This is a genomic window from Rhizobium album (assembly GCF_003122325.1).
Taxonomy (GTDB): domain Bacteria; phylum Pseudomonadota; class Alphaproteobacteria; order Rhizobiales; family Rhizobiaceae; genus Metarhizobium; species Metarhizobium album.
In genome coordinates this window covers 743,151-762,783 of sequence record NZ_QFBC01000001.1, presented here as the reverse complement: position 1 = coordinate 762,783, position 19,633 = coordinate 743,151, and the positions used below count along the sequence as shown (strand labels likewise).

The window sequence follows — 19,633 nt, the reverse complement described above, 5'->3', positions numbered from 1 at the left end:
AAGACCGGCGCTGTCCCTGTGGATCGCTGTGGGTAGCCATTTTGGCGATGGTCTGGCGGGCGAACTCCGCTAGGGTAAGCGCTTCCCGCGCAGCAGAAGATAGGTAGAAGACATGAACGACACCGTGCGCAAGATCACGCCGCCCTCGCCCTCGGAGCCGCATTACCGCGAGGCGCCGAACAACATCGAGGCGGAGCAGGCGCTGCTCGGAGCCATTCTCGTCAACAACGACGCCTATTACCGGGTTTCGGACTTTCTCAAGCCCACGCATCTCTATGAACCGCTGCACCGCAAGATCTTCGAGGTCGCCGGCGACATCATCCGCATGGGCCGCATCGCCAACCCGGTGACGATCAAGAACTTCCTCGCCGCCGATGCCAAGGTCGGCGAGATGACCGTGTCGCAATATCTGGCGCGCCTCGCCGCCGAAGCCGTATCGATCATCAACACGGAGGACTACGGCCGGGCGATCTACGACCTCGCCCTGCGTCGCGCGCTGATCACCATCGGCGAGGACATGGTCAACATCGCCTTCGACGCGCCACTCGACATGCCGCCACAGGCGCAGATCGAAGATACCGAGCGCCGCCTGTTCGAGCTGGCCGAAACCGGCCGCTACGACGGCGGCTTCCAGGCCTTCAACGATGCGGTGGCGACCGCGATCGACATGGCCGCCGCCGCCAAGGAACGCGACGGCGGGCTTTCCGGCATCTCCACGGGCATCCACAGCCTCGATTCGAAGATGGGCGGCCTGCAGCGCTCCGACCTGATCATCCTCGCCGGCCGCCCGGGCATGGGCAAGACCTCGCTCGCCACCAACATCGCCTACAATATCGCCGCCTCCTACGAGAGCGAAGTCCAGGCCGACGGAACGATGAAAGCGAGAAACGGCGGCGTCGTCGGTTTCTATTCGCTGGAAATGTCGTCGGAACAGCTGGCCACCCGTATCATTTCCGAGCAGACGGAAGTCTCGTCCTCGAAGATCCGCCGCGGCGAGCTGACCGACACCGATTTCGAAAAACTCGTCGCCTGCTCGATGATGATGCAGAAGGTGCCGCTGTTCATCGACCAGACCGGTGGTATTTCCATCGCCCAGCTGGCCGCACGCGCCCGGCGCCTGAAGCGTCAGCGCGGCCTCGACGTGCTGGTGGTCGACTACGTGCAGCTGATGACCGGCTCGGGCAAATCCAACGAAAACCGCGTCCAGGAAATCACCCAGATCACCACCGGCCTCAAGGCGCTCGGCAAGGAGCTGAACATTCCGATCATCGCACTGTCGCAGCTCTCCCGTCAGGTGGAGAGCCGCGAGGACAAGCGGCCGCAGCTTTCGGACCTGCGTGAATCGGGTTCTATCGAGCAGGACGCCGACGTGGTGCTGTTCGTCTTCCGCGAGGAATATTACGTCAAGAACCAGGAACCCCGCGATATCCACGATCCGAAATATCCGGAATGGGAAGCCCTGTTCGACAAGGTCAAGGGCACGGCCGACGTCATCATCGCCAAGCAGCGTCACGGGCCGACCGGCACGGTGAAGCTCGCCTTCCAGGCCGAATTCACCCGCTTTGCCGATCTGGCCGACCCGTCCTTCACGCAATACGAAGAGCACTGATCCGGGGTCAGAGGCCCAGGAAACGCAATAGGGCCACCGTCGCGACACCGAGAGCGACGGCCGCGAGCATCGGAAAACGAAAGGCTGCCAGCGCGGTGACCAGGCAGGCGGCACTTTCGGCCGGGCCGGTCGCCAGCGCCGTCGGTGCGACGACCGCCATCAGCACCGCCGGCGGAATGGCATCCAGCGCACGGCGGCTGCGCGGCGAAAAATTCACGTAGCGCAGCAGCAGGAGCCCGCTCAGCCGCGTCAACACCGTTGCCGCGGCCATCGCCACGATGGCCGCCAGGGTCGTAAGCTCCACCGTCATGCCGGCACCTCCTCGCTTTCGCCGCCGATCAGCGCGGCGACGACCAGCCCGCCGAGGGCACCGGCAGCGATGTACCACACACCCGGAACGAAATGATGGACCGTCAGCGCGCAGGTGGCGCTGGCAAGCAGGACCAGGCCCGTTTCACTGCCCTTCCAGAACCCCGTCACCAGCACGATGAACACCGCCGGAAAGGCGAAATCCAGCCCGATCAGCGCCGGATCGCCGATGAAGGCGCCGAGCAGGCTGCCGGCGAGGCCCGACAGCACCCAGGCGCTGTAGAACGGCAGGACGAGGCCGAGATACCACAGCGGCTTCAGCACCGTCTCGCGGGCGCGAAACTCCGACATCGCCCAGATTTCGTCGGCGAGGAACAGCATGGAGAAGACCTTCTGCGGTCCGGAAAAGGCCTGCAGCTTGGTGCCGAGCGAGGCGCTCATCAACACATGGCGGACATTCACCAGCAGCGCCGCGAAACCGAGGCTCACCCAGCTTGCCGGATGCGTCCAGATATCCAGCGCCACGAATTGCGAGCCGCCGGCAAACACCAGCGCGCTCATCAGCACCGTCTCCAGCGGCGACAGGCCCTTGGTCGCGGCCACCGCGCCATAGACCATTCCGATCGGGATCACCGCCACGATCAACGGTGCTATTCTTCGCGCGCCGGCAGCGATATCCGCCAGCGCCTCATTCCATTTCGTCATCTGATATCTCAAGACTTGTTGCATCGGGGATGCGGGTTCTAACCGCCCGAACCGCACCCGTCTTGAACGAAAGTGTCACCGGTGCCGAAACTGGCCGGGCGTCACGCCGGTGCGCGCCTTGAAGTGGCGGGTGAAATGCGCCTGGTCGGCAAAACCGCAGGCAAGCGCCACCTCGGCCGGGCTCTGCCCCAGCCGCAGCAGTCGGCGCGCCTCGAGCACCCGGAGGTCGGTCAGGAAGGCATGCGGGGTGATGAAGAACTCGCGGCGGAAGGCGCGGATCATGTGCGCACGGCTGAGGCCGGCGATGCGCGCCAGTTCGTCGAGCCCGATGTCGCTGTCGAAATGCGCCGTCAGATAATCGCGCACGCGGCCGGCGGCGGAGCGTTCGCGGCTCGCAAGCTGCGACAGCACCATGCTGCCGTGGCGAACGAACAGGGCAGCGAGCACCCGGAACATCGCCTCATCCGATTCGAGCTGGCCGGCGCCCGTCTCCATCATCCGGTGGGCATGGGTGAAGGCGGCGGAAAGCTGCGGGTCGCGCGGCAGGCGGGTGGCGAAGGACGGCATGCCGTGCAGGCTGCGGCCCGACACATCCTCCAGGACGCCGGCCACCAGCTGGGCATCCGGATAGATCATCCGGTAGCGATAACCCGCATCGCCCGGCGCGCCGTCGTGTACGTCTCCGGGATTGATCAGATAGAGATCGCCCGGCCCCGTCTCCTCACGCGTGCCGCGGATGGTGGCAATCTGGCTGCCCTTCTCGATCGCGCCGATGCTGAAGGTATCGTGGGCATGCAGGGCATATTCATGGGTATGAAAGGTGGCGCTCAGGCATTCCATGCCGCCGAATCGCGACGCCCTCCAGAAACGGGTTTCCTCGAAACCGGAAAGCGGCATTTCATCCGCGGCCTGCTTTTGCGACACACTCTGCATGACGCCATTGTAGCGTACAACGAAACGGCGTCTTGTATAAAAGTGACACTTTTTCCTCCGGCATTTTGTGTTAGGGCTTGTTTCCCGCTCCCTGCCCCGTTCTCTGCCAAGACTGATGCCATGACCTTTTCCGCCGACGACCACGACCTTCCCGATCCCTTCGATTCCGCCCCGCTACGGCTGACCATCGATCTTGCTGCCATCACCGACAATTGGCGCGAGATGGCACGCCGCTCCGGCCGCGCCCGCACGGCCGCGGTCGTCAAGGCGGACGCCTACGGGCTCGGCATCGAGGATGTCGGCGCTGCGCTCTATTTCGCCGGCGCCCGCGATTTCTTCGTCGCCCTGCCGGCAGAGGGCGCGACCTTGCGCGCCTTTGCCCCCGAGGCGCGGATCTTCGTCCTTTCCGGCATCTGGCCCGGCATGGAAGAGCTGTTCTTCGAGAACGACCTCGTGCCGGTGCTCGCCTCGCAGGAGCAGTTCGCCTTCTGGATGGCGGTGCTCGCCGATTACGGCGACTACCCTTGCGTATTACAGGTGGATACCGGCTTCAATCGCCTCGGCCTCTCCGTCGAGGATGCCCTGATGCTTGCCGACGACACCTCGCGGCCGGCAAGCTTCTCGCCGGTGCTGGTGATGAGCCACCTCGCCTGCGCCGACACGCCGACAGCGGTGATGAACCGCACGCAGCTCGACAGTTTTCGCACGGTGGCGGCGGCGTTCGAGGGGGTCGAGGCCAGCCTTGCCGCTTCCGCCGGCATCCTGCTCGGCGAGGATTATCATTTCGACCTCACCCGTCCGGGCATTGCCCTTTACGGCGGCGAATCGGTCAACGGCCTGCCGAACCGGATGCGCAACGTCGCCATGGCCGAAGCCCGCATCCTCACGGTGCACGGTGCCCGCAGCGGCGAGACCGTCAGCTATGGCGGCACCGGCATCCTCAGCCGCGACAGCCGGCTTGCTGTCGCCTCCATCGGTTATGCCGACGGTTTTCAGCGCAACCTCTCCGGCTCGGGCGTCGCCCTGCGCAATGCCGGCCTTGCCGGCGGCTACGGCTGGATCGCCGGCCGCAAGGTGCCGATCGTTGGCCGCGTGACGATGGACCTGACGATCTTCGACGTCACCGACCTGCCCGAAAACGCGGTCCGCGCCGGCGACTACATCGAACTCATCGGTCCCAACATCGCTCTGGACGACGCGGCCCGCGCCGCCGGCACCATCGGCTACGAACTCCTGACCAGCCTCGGCCTGCGCTACGAACGGCGTTATGTCCAGCCAACCGATTGACGCTTGGAGTGGCGAAGAACCTGTGCTAGACGAGAACAAAAAGAGATCAACCGCCGTTTTGAGATGAGCGGTGCATGGCCTTTTCCAACACATCTCGATAGGCGAAAAACCACTCCATGGCGAAAGCCCGTACCCAATTCATCTGCCAGAACTGCGGCACCGTCCATAATCGCTGGGCCGGCAAGTGCGACGGCTGCGGCGAGTGGAACACGATCGTCGAAGAAGACCCGATGGGCGGCATCGGCGCTGGCCCCGGCAAGACACCGAAGAAGGGCCGCGCCGTGGCGCTGACGGCGCTGTCCGGCGAGATCGAGGAGGCGCCGCGCATCCATACCGGCATGGGCGAGCTCGACCGGGCGCTCGGCGGCGGTTTCGTGCGTGGATCAGCGGTGCTGATCGGCGGCGATCCCGGCATTGGCAAGTCCACCCTGCTGATGCAGGCGGCGGCGGCTCTTTCCCGCAACAGGCACCGAATCATCTATGTGTCGGGCGAAGAGGCGGTGGCCCAGGTGCGGCTGCGCGCCCAGCGCCTCGGCGCCGCGCAGACCGACGTGCTGCTCGCCGCCGAAACCAATGTCGAGGACATCCTGGCGACGCTCGCCGAAGGCAAGCGGCCGGACCTCGTGATCATCGATTCGATCCAGACGCTGTGGAGCGACACGGCCGAATCGGCCCCCGGCACCGTCACTCAGGTGCGCACCGGCGTTCAGGCGATGATCCGCTTCGCCAAGCAGACGGGGGCGGCGATCGTGCTTGTCGGCCATGTCACCAAGGAGGGGCAGATCGCCGGGCCGCGCGTCGTCGAGCACATGGTCGATGCGGTCTTGTATTTCGAGGGCGACCGCGGCCATCACTACCGCATCCTGCGCACGGTGAAGAACCGCTTCGGGCCGACCGACGAAATCGGCGTGTTCGAAATGTCCGATATCGGCCTGCGCGAAGTCGCCAACCCCTCCGAACTGTTTCTGGGCGAGCGCAACGCCAAGGCGCCGGGCGCCGCCGTCTTCGCCGGCATGGAGGGCACGCGGCCGGTGCTGGTGGAGGTGCAGGCGCTGGTGGCGGCAACCTCGCTCGGCACGCCGCGGCGCGCCGTCGTCGGCTGGGATTCGGCCAGGCTTTCGATGATACTGGCGGTGCTGGAGGCCCATTGCGGTGTTCGCCTCGGCCAGCATGACGTCTATCTCAACGTCGCCGGCGGCTACCGCATTTCCGAACCGGCCGCCGACCTTGCCGTCGCATCCGCACTGGTTTCGTCTCTGGCCGGTCTTGCCCTTCCCGCCGATTGCGTCTATTTCGGCGAAGTCAGCCTGTCGGGTGCCATCCGGCCGGTTGCGCACACCGCCCAGCGCCTCAAGGAAGCCGAGAAGCTGGGGTTTTCCGCAGCCCTTCTGCCAGCCGCCTCGGCCGATCTGCCGAAGGTTTCCGCCGGCCGTTGGAGCGAGGTCGAGGCCTTGCCGGATCTGGTGGCGCGCATCGCCGGCTCCAAGGGTGCGTTAAGACAGGTGGAGGACGAGGATTGATCCTTTCGCTCCACGGCACGGTGATGCTATAGGAGCGAGCGCGTCCGGCAGCGGCAGCCGGGCGATTCTGCAGGACCGTCATGGAGTTCGAAAATATGCCTATTACGATTTTTGACGGCATTGTCATTGGCGTCACCCTGTTTTCAGCCGTGCTGGCCATGGTTCGCGGTTTTTCCCGCGAGGTGCTGTCGATCGCCAGCTGGGGCGGTGCCGCCGCCGCGGCCTATTATTTCTATCCGACACTGGTTCCCTACGCGTCGAAATACACCGACGACAACCGCATCGCCGTTGCCGGTTCCGCCGCCGTCATCTTCCTGATCGCGCTGATCGTCATTTCGTTCATCACCATGCGGATCGCCGATTTCATCATCGACAGCCGCATCGGCGCGCTGGACCGTACGCTTGGCTTCCTGTTCGGCGCCGCCCGCGGCATCCTGCTTCTCGTCGTCGCCGTCGCCTTCTGGAACTGGCTGGTCGACGTCAACCACCGCCCGGACTGGGTCAACAACGCCAAGTCGAAGCCCTTCCTCGATGCGCTGGTGCTGAAGCTCGAAGGCGTGCTGCCGGAGGATATCGAGCCGCAGATCCGCGCCCGCATCCTCGGCAAGGAAGCCCCGGCTGAGAACAGCACCGACCCGAGCACCACGACCGAACCCGCCCCGGAAGAAGACGTACCCGCAACGAACGGTTGACACTCCGTTTGCGTCTTGAAACACTTGATGGCCGGGGCCATTTGTGGCATCGCAACATCGCTCCGTACGAGGCACTAGCCGGACGGAGCCAAACGCATTCCAAGATTGCCCGACCCGTTCTGTAGAAGCAAAGGCCTGCAGCAATGACCCATTCCCATTCCATCCGCATCGATGACGAAATCGACGGCGACACCCTGCATGAAGAGTGCGGGGTGTTTGGCATTTTGGGGCATCCCGACGCCGCGACGCTGACGGCACTCGGCCTGCACGCGCTGCAGCATCGCGGACAGGAGGCGGCGGGCATCGTTTCCTTCGACGGCAAGCAGTTCCACACGGAAAAGCGCATGGGCCTGGTCGGCGACCACTACACCGATCCGGCGATCCTCGCCAAGCTGCCGGGTTCGATCGCCATCGGCCACACCCGCTATTCGACGACGGGCGAAGTGGCGCTGCGCAACGTCCAGCCGCTGTTTGCCGAACTGGAAGTCGGCGGCATCGCCATCGCCCATAACGGCAACTTCACCAACGGCCTGACGTTGCGCCGCCAGATCATCGCCACCGGCGCCATCTGTCAGTCGACCTCAGATACCGAAGTCGTCCTCCACCTCGTCGCCCGCTCGCGCCACACCTCCACCGCCGACCGCTTCATCGACGCCATCCGCCAGATGGAAGGCGGCTATTCGATGCTGGCGATGACGCGCACCAAGCTGATCGCCGCCCGCGACCCCACCGGCATCCGCCCGCTGGTGATGGGCGAACTGGACGGCAAGCCGATCTTCTGCTCGGAAACCTGCGCCCTCGATATCATCGGCGCGAAATATATCCGCGACGTGGAAAATGGCGAGCTGATCATCTGCGAGATCCAGCCGGACGGCTCGATCAACATCGATTCCCGCAAGCCGGTCAATCCGCCGCCGGAACGCCTCTGCCTGTTCGAATATGTCTATTTCGCCCGGCCGGATTCGGTCGTCGGCGGCCGGAGCGTCTATGTGGCGCGCAAGAACATGGGCATCAACCTCGCCAAGGAAGCGCCGGTCGAGGCGGATGTCGTCGTGCCGGTTCCCGATGGCGGCACGCCGGCGGCGCTCGGTTTCGCCCAGCAGAGCGGCATTCCCTTCGAATACGGCATCATCCGCAACCATTATGTCGGCCGCACCTTCATCGAGCCGACGCAGCAGATCCGCGCCTTCGGCGTCAAGCTGAAGCATTCGGCCAACCGGGCGATGATCGAGGGCAAGCGTGTCGTGCTGGTCGACGATTCCATCGTGCGCGGCACCACCTCGGTAAAGATCGTGCAGATGATGCGCGAGGCCGGCGCCACCGAAGTGCATATCCGCGTTGCCAGTCCGATGATCTTCTACCCGGATTTTTACGGCATCGACACGCCGGATGCCGACAAGCTGCTCGCCAACCAATATGCCGACGTCGAGGCGATGGCCCGCTACATCGGCGCCGACTCGCTGCAGTTCCTGTCGATCGACGGCCTCTACCAGGCTGTCGGCGGTGCGCCGCGCAATGCTGCGCAGCCGCAGTTCACCGACCATTATTTCACCGGCGACTATCCGACCCGGCTGCTCGACAAGAACGGCGAGACGCCCGGCCGCAAACTGTCGATGCTCGCCAGCAACGGCTGACCCTTTATTCAAAGATCTGTTCGGTGCGGGGCCATCGGGCTTCCGCGCGCACATTCGATTGGGAGGAACGATGACTGTCAACCTCAAGGACCGGATCGCCCTGGTCACCGGCGCCTCGCGCGGCATCGGTTATTTCACCGCGCTCGAATTGGCCAAGGCCGGCGCCCATGTCGTTGCCTGCGCCCGCACCGTCGGCGGCCTGGAAGAGCTGGATGACGCGATCAAGGCCGTTGGCGGCTCCGCGACGCTCGTTCCTTTCGACCTCGGCGACATGGCGGCCATCGACAAGCTCGGCGGCTCGATCTTCGAGCGCTGGGGCAAGCTCGACATCCTCGTCGCCAATGCCGGCGTTCTCGGCACCATCTCGCCGATCGGCCATGTCGAGGCCAAGGTGTTCGAAAAGGTGATGACGATCAACGTCAACGCCACCTGGCGGCTGATCCGCTCCGTCGAGCCACTGCTGCTCAAGTCGGATGCCGGCCGGGCGCTGATCCTGTCGTCCAGCGCCGCGCACAAATGCAAGCCGTTCTGGGGTCCCTACTCCGCCTCGAAGGCCGCCGTCGAAGCGCTGGCCCGCACCTGGGCCGGCGAAACGCAGCGCACGCCGCTGCGCATCCTCTGCGTCGATCCCGGCGCCACGCGCACGGCGATGCGGGCGCAGGCCGTTCCGGGCGAAGACCCGACGACGCTGCCGCATCCCTCCGAGGTCGCCGGAGCCTTGCTGCCGCTGGTCGGCCCGGAGCAGAGCGAGACCGGCAAGCTGTTCATCGTCCGCGACAGGCAGATCGTCGATTATCGCATGCCGGAGTGACGCAAGAGGGGCTGACACAGACACAGGCTGCCGTATCAAGCCTGCACTCTCCTCCGCGCCCGGCCCTTCGCTTTCGCTCCGGGCGTTCGACGCTGCGATCGATCCACCGGATCGATCGCTCGGGCTTTGCCCGACCGCGTCTCACCCTCTTGACCAAATCCCTGCTGCGGGCCATAACCACGCCCATGAAAACGGCAATTCGCATCTGCTGGATTATTATTCGCTAGCGCTTCCGCTGGCCTGGCCGTTTTCGTCTCCTTGAAAAGCTCACGAAGCAGACAAACGACCCGGTCAAGCCGGCCGCTTGCCTTTGGGAGGTTTTTATGGGCGCGACGCTCAAGTTCTACAACACGCTGACGCGCGAGAAGGCGGAATTCCAGCCGATCGACCCGCAAAACCTGCGCATGTATGTCTGCGGCCCGACCGTCTACGATTTCGCCCATATCGGCAATGCGCGCCCGGTGATCGTCTTCGACGTGCTCTACCGGCTGCTGCGGCATGTTTACGGCGAAAGCCATGTCACCTATGCCCGCAACATCACCGACGTCGACGACAAGATCAACGCCCGGGCGCTGCGCGACTTCCCGCACCTGCCGCTCAACGACGCCATTCGCGCCGTGACCAAAAAGACCGAAAAGCAGTTCCACGACGATGTCGCCGAACTCGGCTGTCTGGAGCCGAGCGTCGAGCCGCGGGCGACCGACAATATTGCCCAGATGATCGACATCATCGAAAAGCTGATCGGCAAGGGCCACGCCTATGTCGCCGAAGGTGAAGTGCTGTTCGACACCAAGTCGATGGCCGACTACGGCCAGTTGTCCAAACGGCCGCTCGACGAACAGCAGGCCGGCGCCCGCATCGCCGTCGACGCCCACAAGAAGAGCCCGGGCGACTTCGTGCTGTGGAAGCTGTCTGACGACAACGAGCCCGGCTGGGAGAGCCCGTGGGGCCGCGGCCGTCCCGGCTGGCATATCGAATGCTCGGCGATGAGCGGCCGCTACCTCGGCGAGGTCTTCGACATCCACGGCGGCGGGCTCGACCTGATCTTCCCGCACCACGAAAACGAGATCGCCCAGTCCCGCTGCGCCCATGGCACGGCCGTGATGGCCAATGTCTGGATGCACAACGGTTTCGTGCAGGTGGAAGGCCGCAAGATGTCGAAGTCGGACGGCAATTTCGTCACCATCTACGACCTGCTGCACACCGAAAGTTTCGGCGGCCGCAAATGGCCGGGCGACGTGCTGCGGCTTGCCATGCTGATGACCCACTATCGCGAGCCGATCGATTTCTCCGTCAAGCGGCTGGAGGAGGCCGAGCGGCTGCTCGCCAAATGGCCGGCCGCCGAAGCCGGCGATGCTACCCCCGATGAAACCGTGCTGGCAGCGCTGGGCGATGACCTCAACACTGTCGCCGCCGTGCAGGCCTTGCACGCGCTGGCGCAGGGCGCCCATGGCGACGCCGGGCTGCTTGCCACCTTCGCCGCAAGCGCCGCCCTTCTCGGCGTCCTGCCCGAAAAGACGGAAATCGACGAAGCCGTCGCCTCCGCCGTCGACGCGCTCGTCGCCATGCGGCTGGAGATGCTGAAGGCCAGGGATTTTGCCGAAGCCGACAAGATCCGCAACGATCTCGCCGAGAAGGGCATCCAGCTCAAGGACGGCAAGGACCCGGCAACCGGTGAGCGTGTTACCACCTGGGAGGTGAAGCGGTAGACGTTGTCGAACAAACTTGACCGGCCTATGGTTGAAGCGGGCCAGAGGAGGACACGATGGGAGCAGAACGTCACGTCAAGCTGTTTCGCCACGGCCAGCACCATGTCGTTCTAATCCCCGTGGAATTCGAACTGCCTGGAGAGGACGCGATCATGAGCAAGGAAAGCGACCGGCTGGTGATCCAGCCGACCAAGGCGAGCAATCTCTTGGAATGGCTGATGACGATCGAACCTTGGGATGAAGAGTTTCCAGATATAGACGAAAAAGACCCCCTGCCGCGAGAATTCGACCTGTGAGCGATCTAACCGACATGCTCGATAAGAACATCATCTTGAATGCGACCTGCGCTTCGTGCCGGCCACAGGAGACAGCACCATGACCATCTACACCGGCGGCTGTCAGTGCGGCGCGATCCGCTTCCGGGTCGAGGGCGAACTTCGGGACAGCTCGATCTGTCATTGCCGCATGTGCCAAAAGGCTTTTGGTGCCTATTATGCGCCGCTGGTCTCCACGCGTGGTGCCGGTCTCAGCTGGACGCGCGGGACGGTGAAGAAATTCCAGTCCTCGAATTTCGCCCATCGTGGATTCTGCAGCGATTGCGGCACGCCGCTGACCTATGAGGCGCCGGACGGCGTGGCGATCGCGGCGGGCGCCTTCGACGATCCGGCGGCGCTGCCGCCGACCGTGCAGTTCGGCGTCGAGGGCAAGATCGGCTTCGTCGATCGGCTGCATGCATTGCCGGGACGCTTGACGGAGGAGGATGTCGAGGAAGCCCCGTTCATCCTCGACATCGTGTCCTACCAACATCCCGATCACGACACCACTACCTGGCCAGCGGAGAAAAAATCATGAGCGACACCGTCCGTACCGGCGGCTGCCAATGCGGCGCCGTGCGCTTCCGTATCAGCGGCAAGCTCGGCCGCCCGTCGATCTGCCATTGCCGCATGTGCCAGAAGCAGTTCGGCGGCTTTTTCGGCCCGCTGGTGACCGCGCCCGAAGAGGGCATGGAATGGACGCGGGGCGAACCCAGCTATTTCCAGTCGTCGATCAACATCGCCCGCGGCTTCTGCAGGAACTGCGGCACGCCGCTGGCCTACAAGCATCCCGGCGGCCTGGAACTGGCGATCGGCGCTTTCGACGACCGCTCCGATCTCGCGCCGCAGATCCAGGTGAATTTTTCCGCCCGCCTGCCCTGGGTCGAAACCATCTTCGACCAGCCGGTACATGACGATCCCGATTATTACAGCCGCCAGGAGGAGATCATCTCCTTCCAGCATCCCGACCACGATACCGACGCCTGGCCGTCGCAAGGTTTGAAGATATGACCGACAGTTTTCGCACGCTTTACCCGGAAATCGAGCCTTATGCTTCCGGGCACCTGGATGTCGGCGACGGCCATGTAATCTACTGGGAGCGTTCCGGCACGCCCGGCGCCAAGCCGGCGGTTTTCCTGCATGGCGGCCCCGGCGGCGGCTTCTCGCCGAGCCATCGCCGGCTGTTCGATCCGAAACTCTACGACGTCACGCTGTTCGACCAGCGCGGCTGCGGCCAGTCGACGCCGCATGCGGAGCTGAATGCCAACAGCACCTGGCATCTCGTCGACGACATCGAGCGGCTGCGCGAGATGGCGGGCGTCGAAAAATGGCAGGTTTTCGGCGGCTCCTGGGGCTCGACGCTGGCGCTCGCTTATGCCGAAAAATTCCCGCATCGCGTCTCGGAACTGATCGTTCGCGGCATCTATACGCTGACCAAGGCGGAACTCGACTGGTATTACCAGTTCGGCGTCTCGGAAATGTTTCCCGACAAGTGGGAGCGTTTCATCGCACCGATCCCGCCGGAAGAGCGCCACGAGATGATGCTCGCCTACAATCGCCGCCTGACGCATCAGGACAAGGCCGTGCGCATTGCCGCCGCCAAGGCCTGGAGCCTCTGGGAAGGCGAGACGATCACGCTGCTGCCGGAACCCTCGACCAGCGACAAGTTCGGCGAGGACGAGTTCGCCCACGCCTTCGCCCGCATCGAGAACCACTTTTTCGTCAATGCCGGCTGGATGGAGGAAGGACAGTTGCTGCGCGATGCCCACAAGCTCACCGGCATTCCGGGTGTCATCGTTCACGGCCGCTACGACATGCCCTGCCCGGCAAAATATGCCTGGACGCTGCACAAGGCCTGGCCGGAAGCGGAGTTCTACCTGGTCGAGGGCGCGGGGCATGCCTATTCGGAGCCCGGCATCCTCGACCGGCTGATCTATGCGACCGACAAGTTTGCCGGGAAGATCGGATAAGGGCGCTTCCCCTCATCCGCCAGCCGGCTTTTACCTCTCCCCGCAAGCAGGGAGCGGATCAGGGTGAAGGGCAAACCGCACCCGCATCAAACAAGACATCAGTTCCTCGGGAGGGAACGACGGACATGGCAATGACACGCGAAAAAATCTACCTCTTCGATACGACGCTCCGGGATGGGCAGCAAACGCCCGGCATCGACTTTTCGACCGAGGACAAGATTGCCATTGCCGCCATGCTCGACGATTTCGGCATCGATTATGTCGAGGGCGGTTATCCGGGCGCCAATCCCACGGACACCGCCTTCTTCACCCGCAAACGGACGGAAAAGGCCGCCTTCGTCGCCTTCGGCATGACCAAGCGCGCCGGCGTTTCCGCCTCCAACGATCCGGGGCTGGCGGCGCTGCTGCAGGCCGAAAGCGACGCCATCTGTTTTGTCGCCAAGAGCTGGGACTACCACGTCAAGGTGGCGCTCGGCTGTTCGAACGATGAAAACCTCGAGAGCATCCGCGACAGCGTCATCGCGGCCATCGGCGTCGGCAAGGAGGCGATGGTCGATTGCGAGCATTTCTTCGACGGTTACAAGGCCAACCCCGACTACGCCCTTTCCTGCGCCCGGACCGCTTATGAGGCCGGCGCGCGCTGGGTGGTGCTCTGCGATACCAATGGCGGCACGCAGCCGGCGGAAGTGCGCGAGATCGTCGCCGCCGTGATTGCCGCCGGCGTTCCGGGGCACTGTCTGGGGATCCATGCCCATAACGATACCGGCCAGGCCGTCGCCAATTCGCTGGCGGCCGTCGAAGCCGGCGTACGCCAGATCCAGGGCACGCTGAACGGCATCGGCGAACGCTGCGGCAACGCCAACCTGGTGACGATCATCCCGACGCTGGCGCTGAAGGAAACTTACAAGAGCCGTTTCGACACGACGATCGACGCCGAACGGCTGGTCGAACTCACCCGCATCTCACATGCCTTCGACGAGCTTCTCAACCGCTCGCCGGACCACCAGATGCCCTATGTCGGCGCCTCCGCCTTCGCCACGAAGGCCGGCATCCACGCCTCGGCGCTGCTGAAGGACCCGCGCACCTACGAACATGTGCCGCCGGAAAGCGTCGGCAATTTCCGCAAGGTGATGGTCTCCGACCAGGGTGGCAAGTCGAACTTCATCAACGCGTTGAAGCGCCGCGGCATCGAGGTCGGCAAGGACGACCCGCGCCTCGACAAGCTGATCACCATCGTCAAGGAACGGGAAGCCTCGGGTTACGCCTACGAAGGTGCGGATGCGAGCTTCGAACTGCTCGCCCGCCGCACGCTCGGCACCATTCCGGAATTCTTCGCCATCGACGGCTTCCGGGTGATGGTCGAGCGCCGCTTCGATTCCCACGGCCGGGTGAAAATCGTCTCGGAAGCGGTGGTCAAGCTGGTCATCGACGGCCAGACGCTGATGTCGGTCGCCGAGGGCGACGGTCCCGTCAACGCGCTCGACCGGGCGCTGCGCAAGGATTTCGGCAAATACCAGCACGAAATCGACGACCTGCTGCTCGCCGACTTCAAGGTGCGTATCCTCAACGGCGGCACGGAAGCCATCACCCGCGTGCTGATCGAATCGATCGACAGCGACGGCGTGCGCTGGTGGACGGTGGGCGTGTCGGAAAACATCATCGACGCCTCTTTCCAGGCGCTGATGGATTCCGTCATCTACAAGCTGATGAAGAACCGCGCGCTGGCCGGCAAGATCGCCGCCGAATAGGCGAGAGGTATGCCGGCCTTACCATTCTTCACGGAAATGAATTGGTGTATTCGCGCCCGTTGCGTTAAGGCCCGGCATAAACAAAAAATCGGGCGGGTACACCATGGCAGTCGAAGCGGTGCCGGAACGCAAGAACGAAGACAGCGCGCGCGGTTTCGCCTTTGCGCTTGCGGCCTATCTTCTCTGGGGCTTCCTGCCCTTCTACATGAAGGCCGTGGCGCATATCTCGCCGGCGGAAGTGATCGCTCACCGCATCATCTGGTCGTTGCCGGTCGCCGGGGCGGTCCTGGTCGCCGTCGGCCGTACCGCCGATGTCAGGGCTGCACTTCGTACACCGCGCATCCTGGCAATGGCAGCACTGACGGCAGCGCTGATCACCGTCAACTGGGGTCTCTATGTCTGGGCGATCGGCTCCGGCCGCGCCCTCGACACGGCGCTCGGCTATTTCATCAACCCGCTGCTCAGCGTGCTGATGGGCGCCGTTCTGCTCGGCGAAAAGCTGAAGCCGGCGCAGATGGTGGCGATCGGGCTTGCCGCTTGTGGCGTCCTGGTGCTCACTGTCGAAGCCGGCACGCTGCCCTGGGTGGCGCTGGCACTGAGCGTCAGCTGGGCGTTCTACGCCTTCTTCCGCAAGACCCTGCCGATCGGCCCCAACCAGGGCTTTTTCCTGGAAGTGCTGATCCTCGGCCTGCCGGCGCTCGGCTACATCATCTATCTCCAGGTGACGGGACAGAGCCATTTCTTTGCCGGCAACGCCAGCGACACGACCCTTCTCATCGGCGCCGGCATCGTCACCGCAGGGCCGCTGATCATCTATGCCAACGGCGCCAAGCTGCTGAAGCTCTCCACCATCGGCATCATGCAATACATCGCCCCGTCGATGATCTTCATCATCGCCGTCTTCGTCTTCGGAGAGCCTTTCGGCCCGGAAAAGATGATCGCCTTCCCGCTGATCTGGCTGGCACTGGTGGTCTACACCTGGTCGATGATAAGGAGCAGCCGCCGCGACGGGGCGTAACGGCTCCCGATCACAGCTTGTCGATAACGGCCTTTTCGCCCTCGCGGCTGACGCCTTCGACCGAGTGCTTGCGAATGGCGGGGACGATGTCCTCGACGCGGTCGATCAGCATCGGCTGCACCAGGTGCGACGTGTGCACGAAACCCTGCTCGGTCATGTGAAGCAGAAGGTCCATCATCGGGTTCCAGAAACCGTTGATATTGGCGAAGACCATCGGCTTGCGATGCCGACCGAGCTGCGCCCAGGTCATGATCTCGACGATCTCTTCCAGCGTGCCGATGCCGCCCGGCAAGGCGACGAAGGCGTCGGCGCGCTCGAACATCCGATGCTTGCGCTCGTGCATGTCGGGCGTGACGATCAATTCGTCGAGTTCTCCGAGAGAATGGCGGGTTGCCTCCATATCGACAAGAAATTCCGGTATGATGCCGGTTACCTTGCCGCCGTGGGACATGACGCCGCTGGCAACGGCGCCCATGATGCCCTTGGTGCCGCCACCATAGACGAGCGAGAGCCCGTTTTCGGCAATCGACTTGCCGAGCGCACGGCCTGCCTCGATATGGGAAGGGTCGCGCCCCGGCCGGGAGCCGCAGTAGACGCAGATGGATCGAATCGGAACAGTTTGATCAGTCATGGGTGCAGAGAACTATGCTGCACCTGCTGCGTCAAGAAAATTGACGGAAAAATCGGCGCTTAACCTGTGCCGGCGGCGGAGAATGCTTGTGCAAAGCAGCAGGAATCGTTAGCAGTTTCAGTAGGGTTTCCTCAAGTTTTTCCAGTGCGCGTCAACGCGTCCATGCTGCGGGGATGCCGGTTCGGCAAGGTCCTCGACCTGACCGGAGCCGGCTGTTGCCAGGCGCCACGGATGCAAGGCGCGGCGGGTCCGCAAGGACCGGCCCTGCAGAGACGTTTCAAAGCTTGAGGACATGCAGTGGGGAATATGGCGGGCGATCCGCTTGGAGAATCGAGATGAAGAATAACCGGGCCGGTTTGCTGGCACTGTTGGTCCTTGTGGCGGCCGCCGCATTGATGGTCTTTTTCGTGCTTCCGCGGGTGACCGGCGACAAGCAGCCGGCGGGCGACAAGGCAAGCCAGATCGTCAGCGAGACCGCGGGCAACACCGCCCAGGATACCAAGACGGAGCCCGAAAAACAGACCCCGGCAGTCGAGGATGTCGCAACCGTCACCCAGAAGATGGGCCGCCTTTCGGCGGATGCCATCGCCGCGACGGCGGACCTCAAGGCCCTGTTCATCGGCGGCAAGGCGCCGGAAGCGCAGGCACTCGCCGGCGCCAAGGCGAAGGCGGAGACAACGATCCGCGCCATTGCGGAGTTCGAACTGCCGGCCGGCCTCGACGCGACGGTCACCGCCTCGCTGGCGAAATTCCGCGACGGCGCCGCCAAGGCCCTCGCCATCCTGCAGGCGCTGCCGGTCGAGCCCGCCGCCGCACTCGAGGCGCTGAACCAGCTTGAAGGCTTCCTGACGGGCAAGCCGGTCGAAACGGCCGAGAAAACGACGCGCGACGCCTCCCTGCCACTGACGGAAGACAAGCCTGCTGCCGGCACCGGCACGTCCAACGACGCGGCTTCGGATGCATCGCAAGTCTCCGGCCAGGACTCCGGGCAGACCTCCGATCAAGGCTCAAAGCAGGCGTCGGGACAGACCGCTTCCGACGAGACGGTTCCCGCCTTCGACGTGCTGCGCGTCGAGCCGGACGGATCGACCGTCATTGCCGGCAAGGCGGAGCCCAATACCAAGCTCGACATCCTCAACGGCGAGACAGTGATCAGTTCGCTCAGCGTCGATTCCACCGGCGACTTCGCTGCAGTTCTCGACGACCCGCTGCCGGCCGGCGACCACCAGCTGACGCTGAAGGCCACCGACAAAGACGGCAAGACCACCGTTTCCGAAGAAGTCGCCACTGTCTCCATACCTAAGACCGAGAGCGGCGAGTTGCTGGCGATGATCACCACGCCCGGCAAGGCCAGCCGCATCATCACCGCCCCGACCGAAGCGAACACCGACGCGAAGCCGGCGCAGCAGCAGACCCAGGATAACCAGCAGCAGGACAGCCAGGAAACCGCCGTCGGCCTGCCTGACCTGCCCGCCGGCTCCAACGACCTGTCCTCGTCCGCACCGGCCATCGCTGTCGACGATACGGCGTCCAAGACCTCCGGGACGTCGGGAGAACAGGCAGCCATCACCACCAAGCCGCAGCAGCAACCGCAGATCAAGGTCACCGCCGTCGAGATCGAGGGCAACAAGATCTTTGTCGCCGGCACCGCCAGATCGGGTGCGACCGTTGCCGCTTATGCCGACGAGAAGCTGATCGGCAGATCCGTGACCGAACCCGAGGGCCATTTCGTGGTCGAAGGCGTCATGGAGCTTGCCGTCGGCGATCATACCATCGGCGTCGATATGCTGGATGCATCCGGCAAGCCGCTGGTGCGTGCCTCGGTTCCGTTCAACCGTCCAGCCGGCAACATCACCGTTGCGGCCCAGACGCCTGCTGCGGAAGAGATCGTTGCCCAGGCGACGACGGACGTCAAGTTCCGGCGTCTGCGCAGCGACCTGGCGACCGCCTATACGCTGCTTCGCAACCTCTTCGCCAACGGTCGCCTTCCCGGCGGCGAAGAATTGGCCGCCGCCCGCTCGTCGACGGAAATCGCCCTGAAATCGCTGGCGGAATTCCGCCCGGCGCTCGATGCGCCGGATACCTTCAAGACGATTGCGACAAAAACCTCCGAAAGTGCAGGCACGGCATTGCAGGCGCTGCAAGCCGTTCCGCGCGACGCCAAGGCGATGGCGGCAGCCCTCGACAGGGTCGGCGCGCTGATTGCCGACACGCTGAAATTCGGAGACGAAATCGGCGAAGAGACGGCGGCACGGCCGAAGCCGGCAAGCGAAAGCACGACGGAAACCGCCAATGCCGAGGCAAACTCGAGCGCCGGCGCCGGTGGAGACCCGGTGGTCATCGCCCAGGCGCCGCTGACGGAGAGCAAGAATTCCGTCATCATCCGCCGCGGCGACACATTGTGGCAGATTTCGCGCCGGGTCTACGGCATGGGCGTGCGCTATACGACGATCTACGTGGCCAACCGCGAGCAGATCAACAATCCTGACCGTATCCGCCCCGGCCAGATCTTCGGCCTGCCGAAGGATGCGCGGCCGGATTCGGAAGAGCTGCACCGTAAGCGCCTGCACGGCGATCCGCTCAACTGAGCCGCCCAATCCATCCGCTTTTCGGGCACGCAGGGGAAACCCTGCGTGCCGTTATTTTGCCCGCTTCCATATACGGCCCGGCCGGTGAAGTTGAGGCCGCGCCATTGTCTTCCCGGGGCAAAGAACCTATGTGCGTGATGCGGCGGCGCCTCTGC

At 64.1% G+C, this 19,633-nt stretch carries 18 protein-coding genes; 14 read left to right on the top strand and 4 right to left on the bottom strand.

From position 1 onward, the window contains the following. The first annotated feature begins 112 nt into the window (after nucleotides 1-112). The gene (locus tag DEM27_RS03750) at nucleotides 113-1,609 is read left to right on the top strand and encodes a replicative DNA helicase (protein ID WP_109456808.1); all 1,497 of its coding nucleotides are present in this window, start codon (nucleotides 113-115) and stop codon (nucleotides 1,607-1,609) included. Between the two features lie 7 nt (nucleotides 1,610-1,616). Here the strand turns inward: DEM27_RS03750 and DEM27_RS03745 are convergent, their stop codons facing one another. The 3 genes from DEM27_RS03745 to DEM27_RS03735 all read right to left on the bottom strand — a co-directional run bounded on the left by DEM27_RS03745 (nucleotide 1,617) and on the right by DEM27_RS03735 (nucleotide 3,556). Further along, nucleotides 1,617-1,919: an AzlD family protein gene (locus DEM27_RS03745; RefSeq protein WP_109456807.1), complete on the bottom strand. Its 303-nt coding sequence runs from the start codon at nucleotides 1,917-1,919 to the stop codon at nucleotides 1,617-1,619. Next, nucleotides 1,916-2,623, bottom strand: coding sequence for an AzlC family ABC transporter permease (locus DEM27_RS03740; protein ID WP_109456806.1), 708 nt, complete (start codon nucleotides 2,621-2,623; stop codon nucleotides 1,916-1,918). The genes DEM27_RS03745 and DEM27_RS03740 overlap by 4 nt, the downstream gene beginning before the upstream one ends. Before the next feature lie 75 nt (nucleotides 2,624-2,698). Then, the gene (locus DEM27_RS03735) at nucleotides 2,699-3,556 is read right to left on the bottom strand and encodes an AraC family transcriptional regulator (protein WP_109456805.1); all 858 of its coding nucleotides are present in this window, start codon (nucleotides 3,554-3,556) and stop codon (nucleotides 2,699-2,701) included. A gap of 120 nt (nucleotides 3,557-3,676) precedes the next feature. Between DEM27_RS03735 and alr the strand changes: the two genes are divergently transcribed. The 12 genes from alr (at nucleotide 3,677) to rarD (ending at nucleotide 16,259) form a co-directional block, all read left to right on the top strand. Then, complete coding sequence (alr, locus tag DEM27_RS03730; protein ID WP_109456804.1) at nucleotides 3,677-4,843, top strand: alanine racemase; 1,167 nt, start codon at nucleotides 3,677-3,679, stop codon at nucleotides 4,841-4,843. 116 nt (nucleotides 4,844-4,959) lie between these two features. After that, nucleotides 4,960-6,363 (top strand): DNA repair protein RadA, encoded by a 1,404-nt coding sequence (gene radA / locus DEM27_RS03725; RefSeq protein WP_109456803.1) that lies wholly within the window; start codon nucleotides 4,960-4,962, stop codon nucleotides 6,361-6,363. Between the two features lie 95 nt (nucleotides 6,364-6,458). After that, nucleotides 6,459-7,055 (top strand): CvpA family protein, encoded by a 597-nt coding sequence (locus DEM27_RS03720; RefSeq protein ID WP_109456945.1) that lies wholly within the window; start codon nucleotides 6,459-6,461, stop codon nucleotides 7,053-7,055. Between the two features lie 143 nt (nucleotides 7,056-7,198). Then, nucleotides 7,199-8,689 carry an amidophosphoribosyltransferase gene (gene purF / locus DEM27_RS03715; RefSeq protein WP_109456802.1) on the top strand — a complete coding sequence of 497 codons (1,491 nt, stop codon included), beginning with the start codon at nucleotides 7,199-7,201 and terminating at the stop codon, nucleotides 8,687-8,689. A gap of 70 nt (nucleotides 8,690-8,759) precedes the next feature. After that, on the top strand, nucleotides 8,760-9,500 hold the full coding sequence (locus DEM27_RS03710) for an SDR family NAD(P)-dependent oxidoreductase (RefSeq protein WP_109456801.1): 741 nt from the start codon (nucleotides 8,760-8,762) through the stop codon (nucleotides 9,498-9,500). Between the two features lie 323 nt (nucleotides 9,501-9,823). Beyond that, nucleotides 9,824-11,209: a cysteine--tRNA ligase gene (cysS, locus tag DEM27_RS03705; protein WP_109456800.1), complete on the top strand. Its 1,386-nt coding sequence runs from the start codon at nucleotides 9,824-9,826 to the stop codon at nucleotides 11,207-11,209. A gap of 56 nt (nucleotides 11,210-11,265) precedes the next feature. After that, on the top strand, nucleotides 11,266-11,505 hold the full coding sequence (locus DEM27_RS03700) for an antitoxin (protein ID WP_109456799.1): 240 nt from the start codon (nucleotides 11,266-11,268) through the stop codon (nucleotides 11,503-11,505). 79 nt (nucleotides 11,506-11,584) lie between these two features. Continuing rightward, complete coding sequence (locus DEM27_RS03695) at nucleotides 11,585-12,061, top strand: GFA family protein (RefSeq protein WP_109456798.1); 477 nt, start codon at nucleotides 11,585-11,587, stop codon at nucleotides 12,059-12,061. Further along, nucleotides 12,058-12,534, top strand: coding sequence for a GFA family protein (locus tag DEM27_RS03690; protein ID WP_109456797.1), 477 nt, complete (start codon nucleotides 12,058-12,060; stop codon nucleotides 12,532-12,534). Before DEM27_RS03695 ends, DEM27_RS03690 begins: the two co-directional genes overlap by 4 nt. Beyond that, nucleotides 12,531-13,493 carry a prolyl aminopeptidase gene (gene pip, locus DEM27_RS03685; RefSeq protein ID WP_109456796.1) on the top strand — a complete coding sequence of 321 codons (963 nt, stop codon included), beginning with the start codon at nucleotides 12,531-12,533 and terminating at the stop codon, nucleotides 13,491-13,493. Before DEM27_RS03690 ends, pip begins: the two co-directional genes overlap by 4 nt. Nucleotides 13,494-13,624: 131 nt before the next feature. Further along, entirely contained in the window at nucleotides 13,625-15,241 is a 1,617-nt protein-coding gene (cimA, locus tag DEM27_RS03680; RefSeq protein WP_109456944.1) for a citramalate synthase, read from the top strand. Between the two features lie 103 nt (nucleotides 15,242-15,344). Then, nucleotides 15,345-16,259 carry an EamA family transporter RarD gene (gene rarD / locus DEM27_RS03675; RefSeq protein WP_109456795.1) on the top strand — a complete coding sequence of 305 codons (915 nt, stop codon included), beginning with the start codon at nucleotides 15,345-15,347 and terminating at the stop codon, nucleotides 16,257-16,259. Between the two features lie 10 nt (nucleotides 16,260-16,269). Here rarD and DEM27_RS03670 read toward each other — a convergent pair whose 3' ends face one another. Continuing rightward, nucleotides 16,270-16,890 carry an LOG family protein gene (locus DEM27_RS03670; protein WP_109456794.1) on the bottom strand — a complete coding sequence of 207 codons (621 nt, stop codon included), beginning with the start codon at nucleotides 16,888-16,890 and terminating at the stop codon, nucleotides 16,270-16,272. A 335-nt stretch (nucleotides 16,891-17,225) separates the two neighbouring features. Here DEM27_RS03670 and DEM27_RS03665 point away from each other — a divergent pair, with 335 nt between their 5' ends. Continuing rightward, nucleotides 17,226-19,478 (top strand): LysM peptidoglycan-binding domain-containing protein, encoded by a 2,253-nt coding sequence (locus DEM27_RS03665; RefSeq protein WP_109456793.1) that lies wholly within the window; start codon nucleotides 17,226-17,228, stop codon nucleotides 19,476-19,478. Nucleotides 19,479-19,633: the final 155 nt, after the last annotated feature.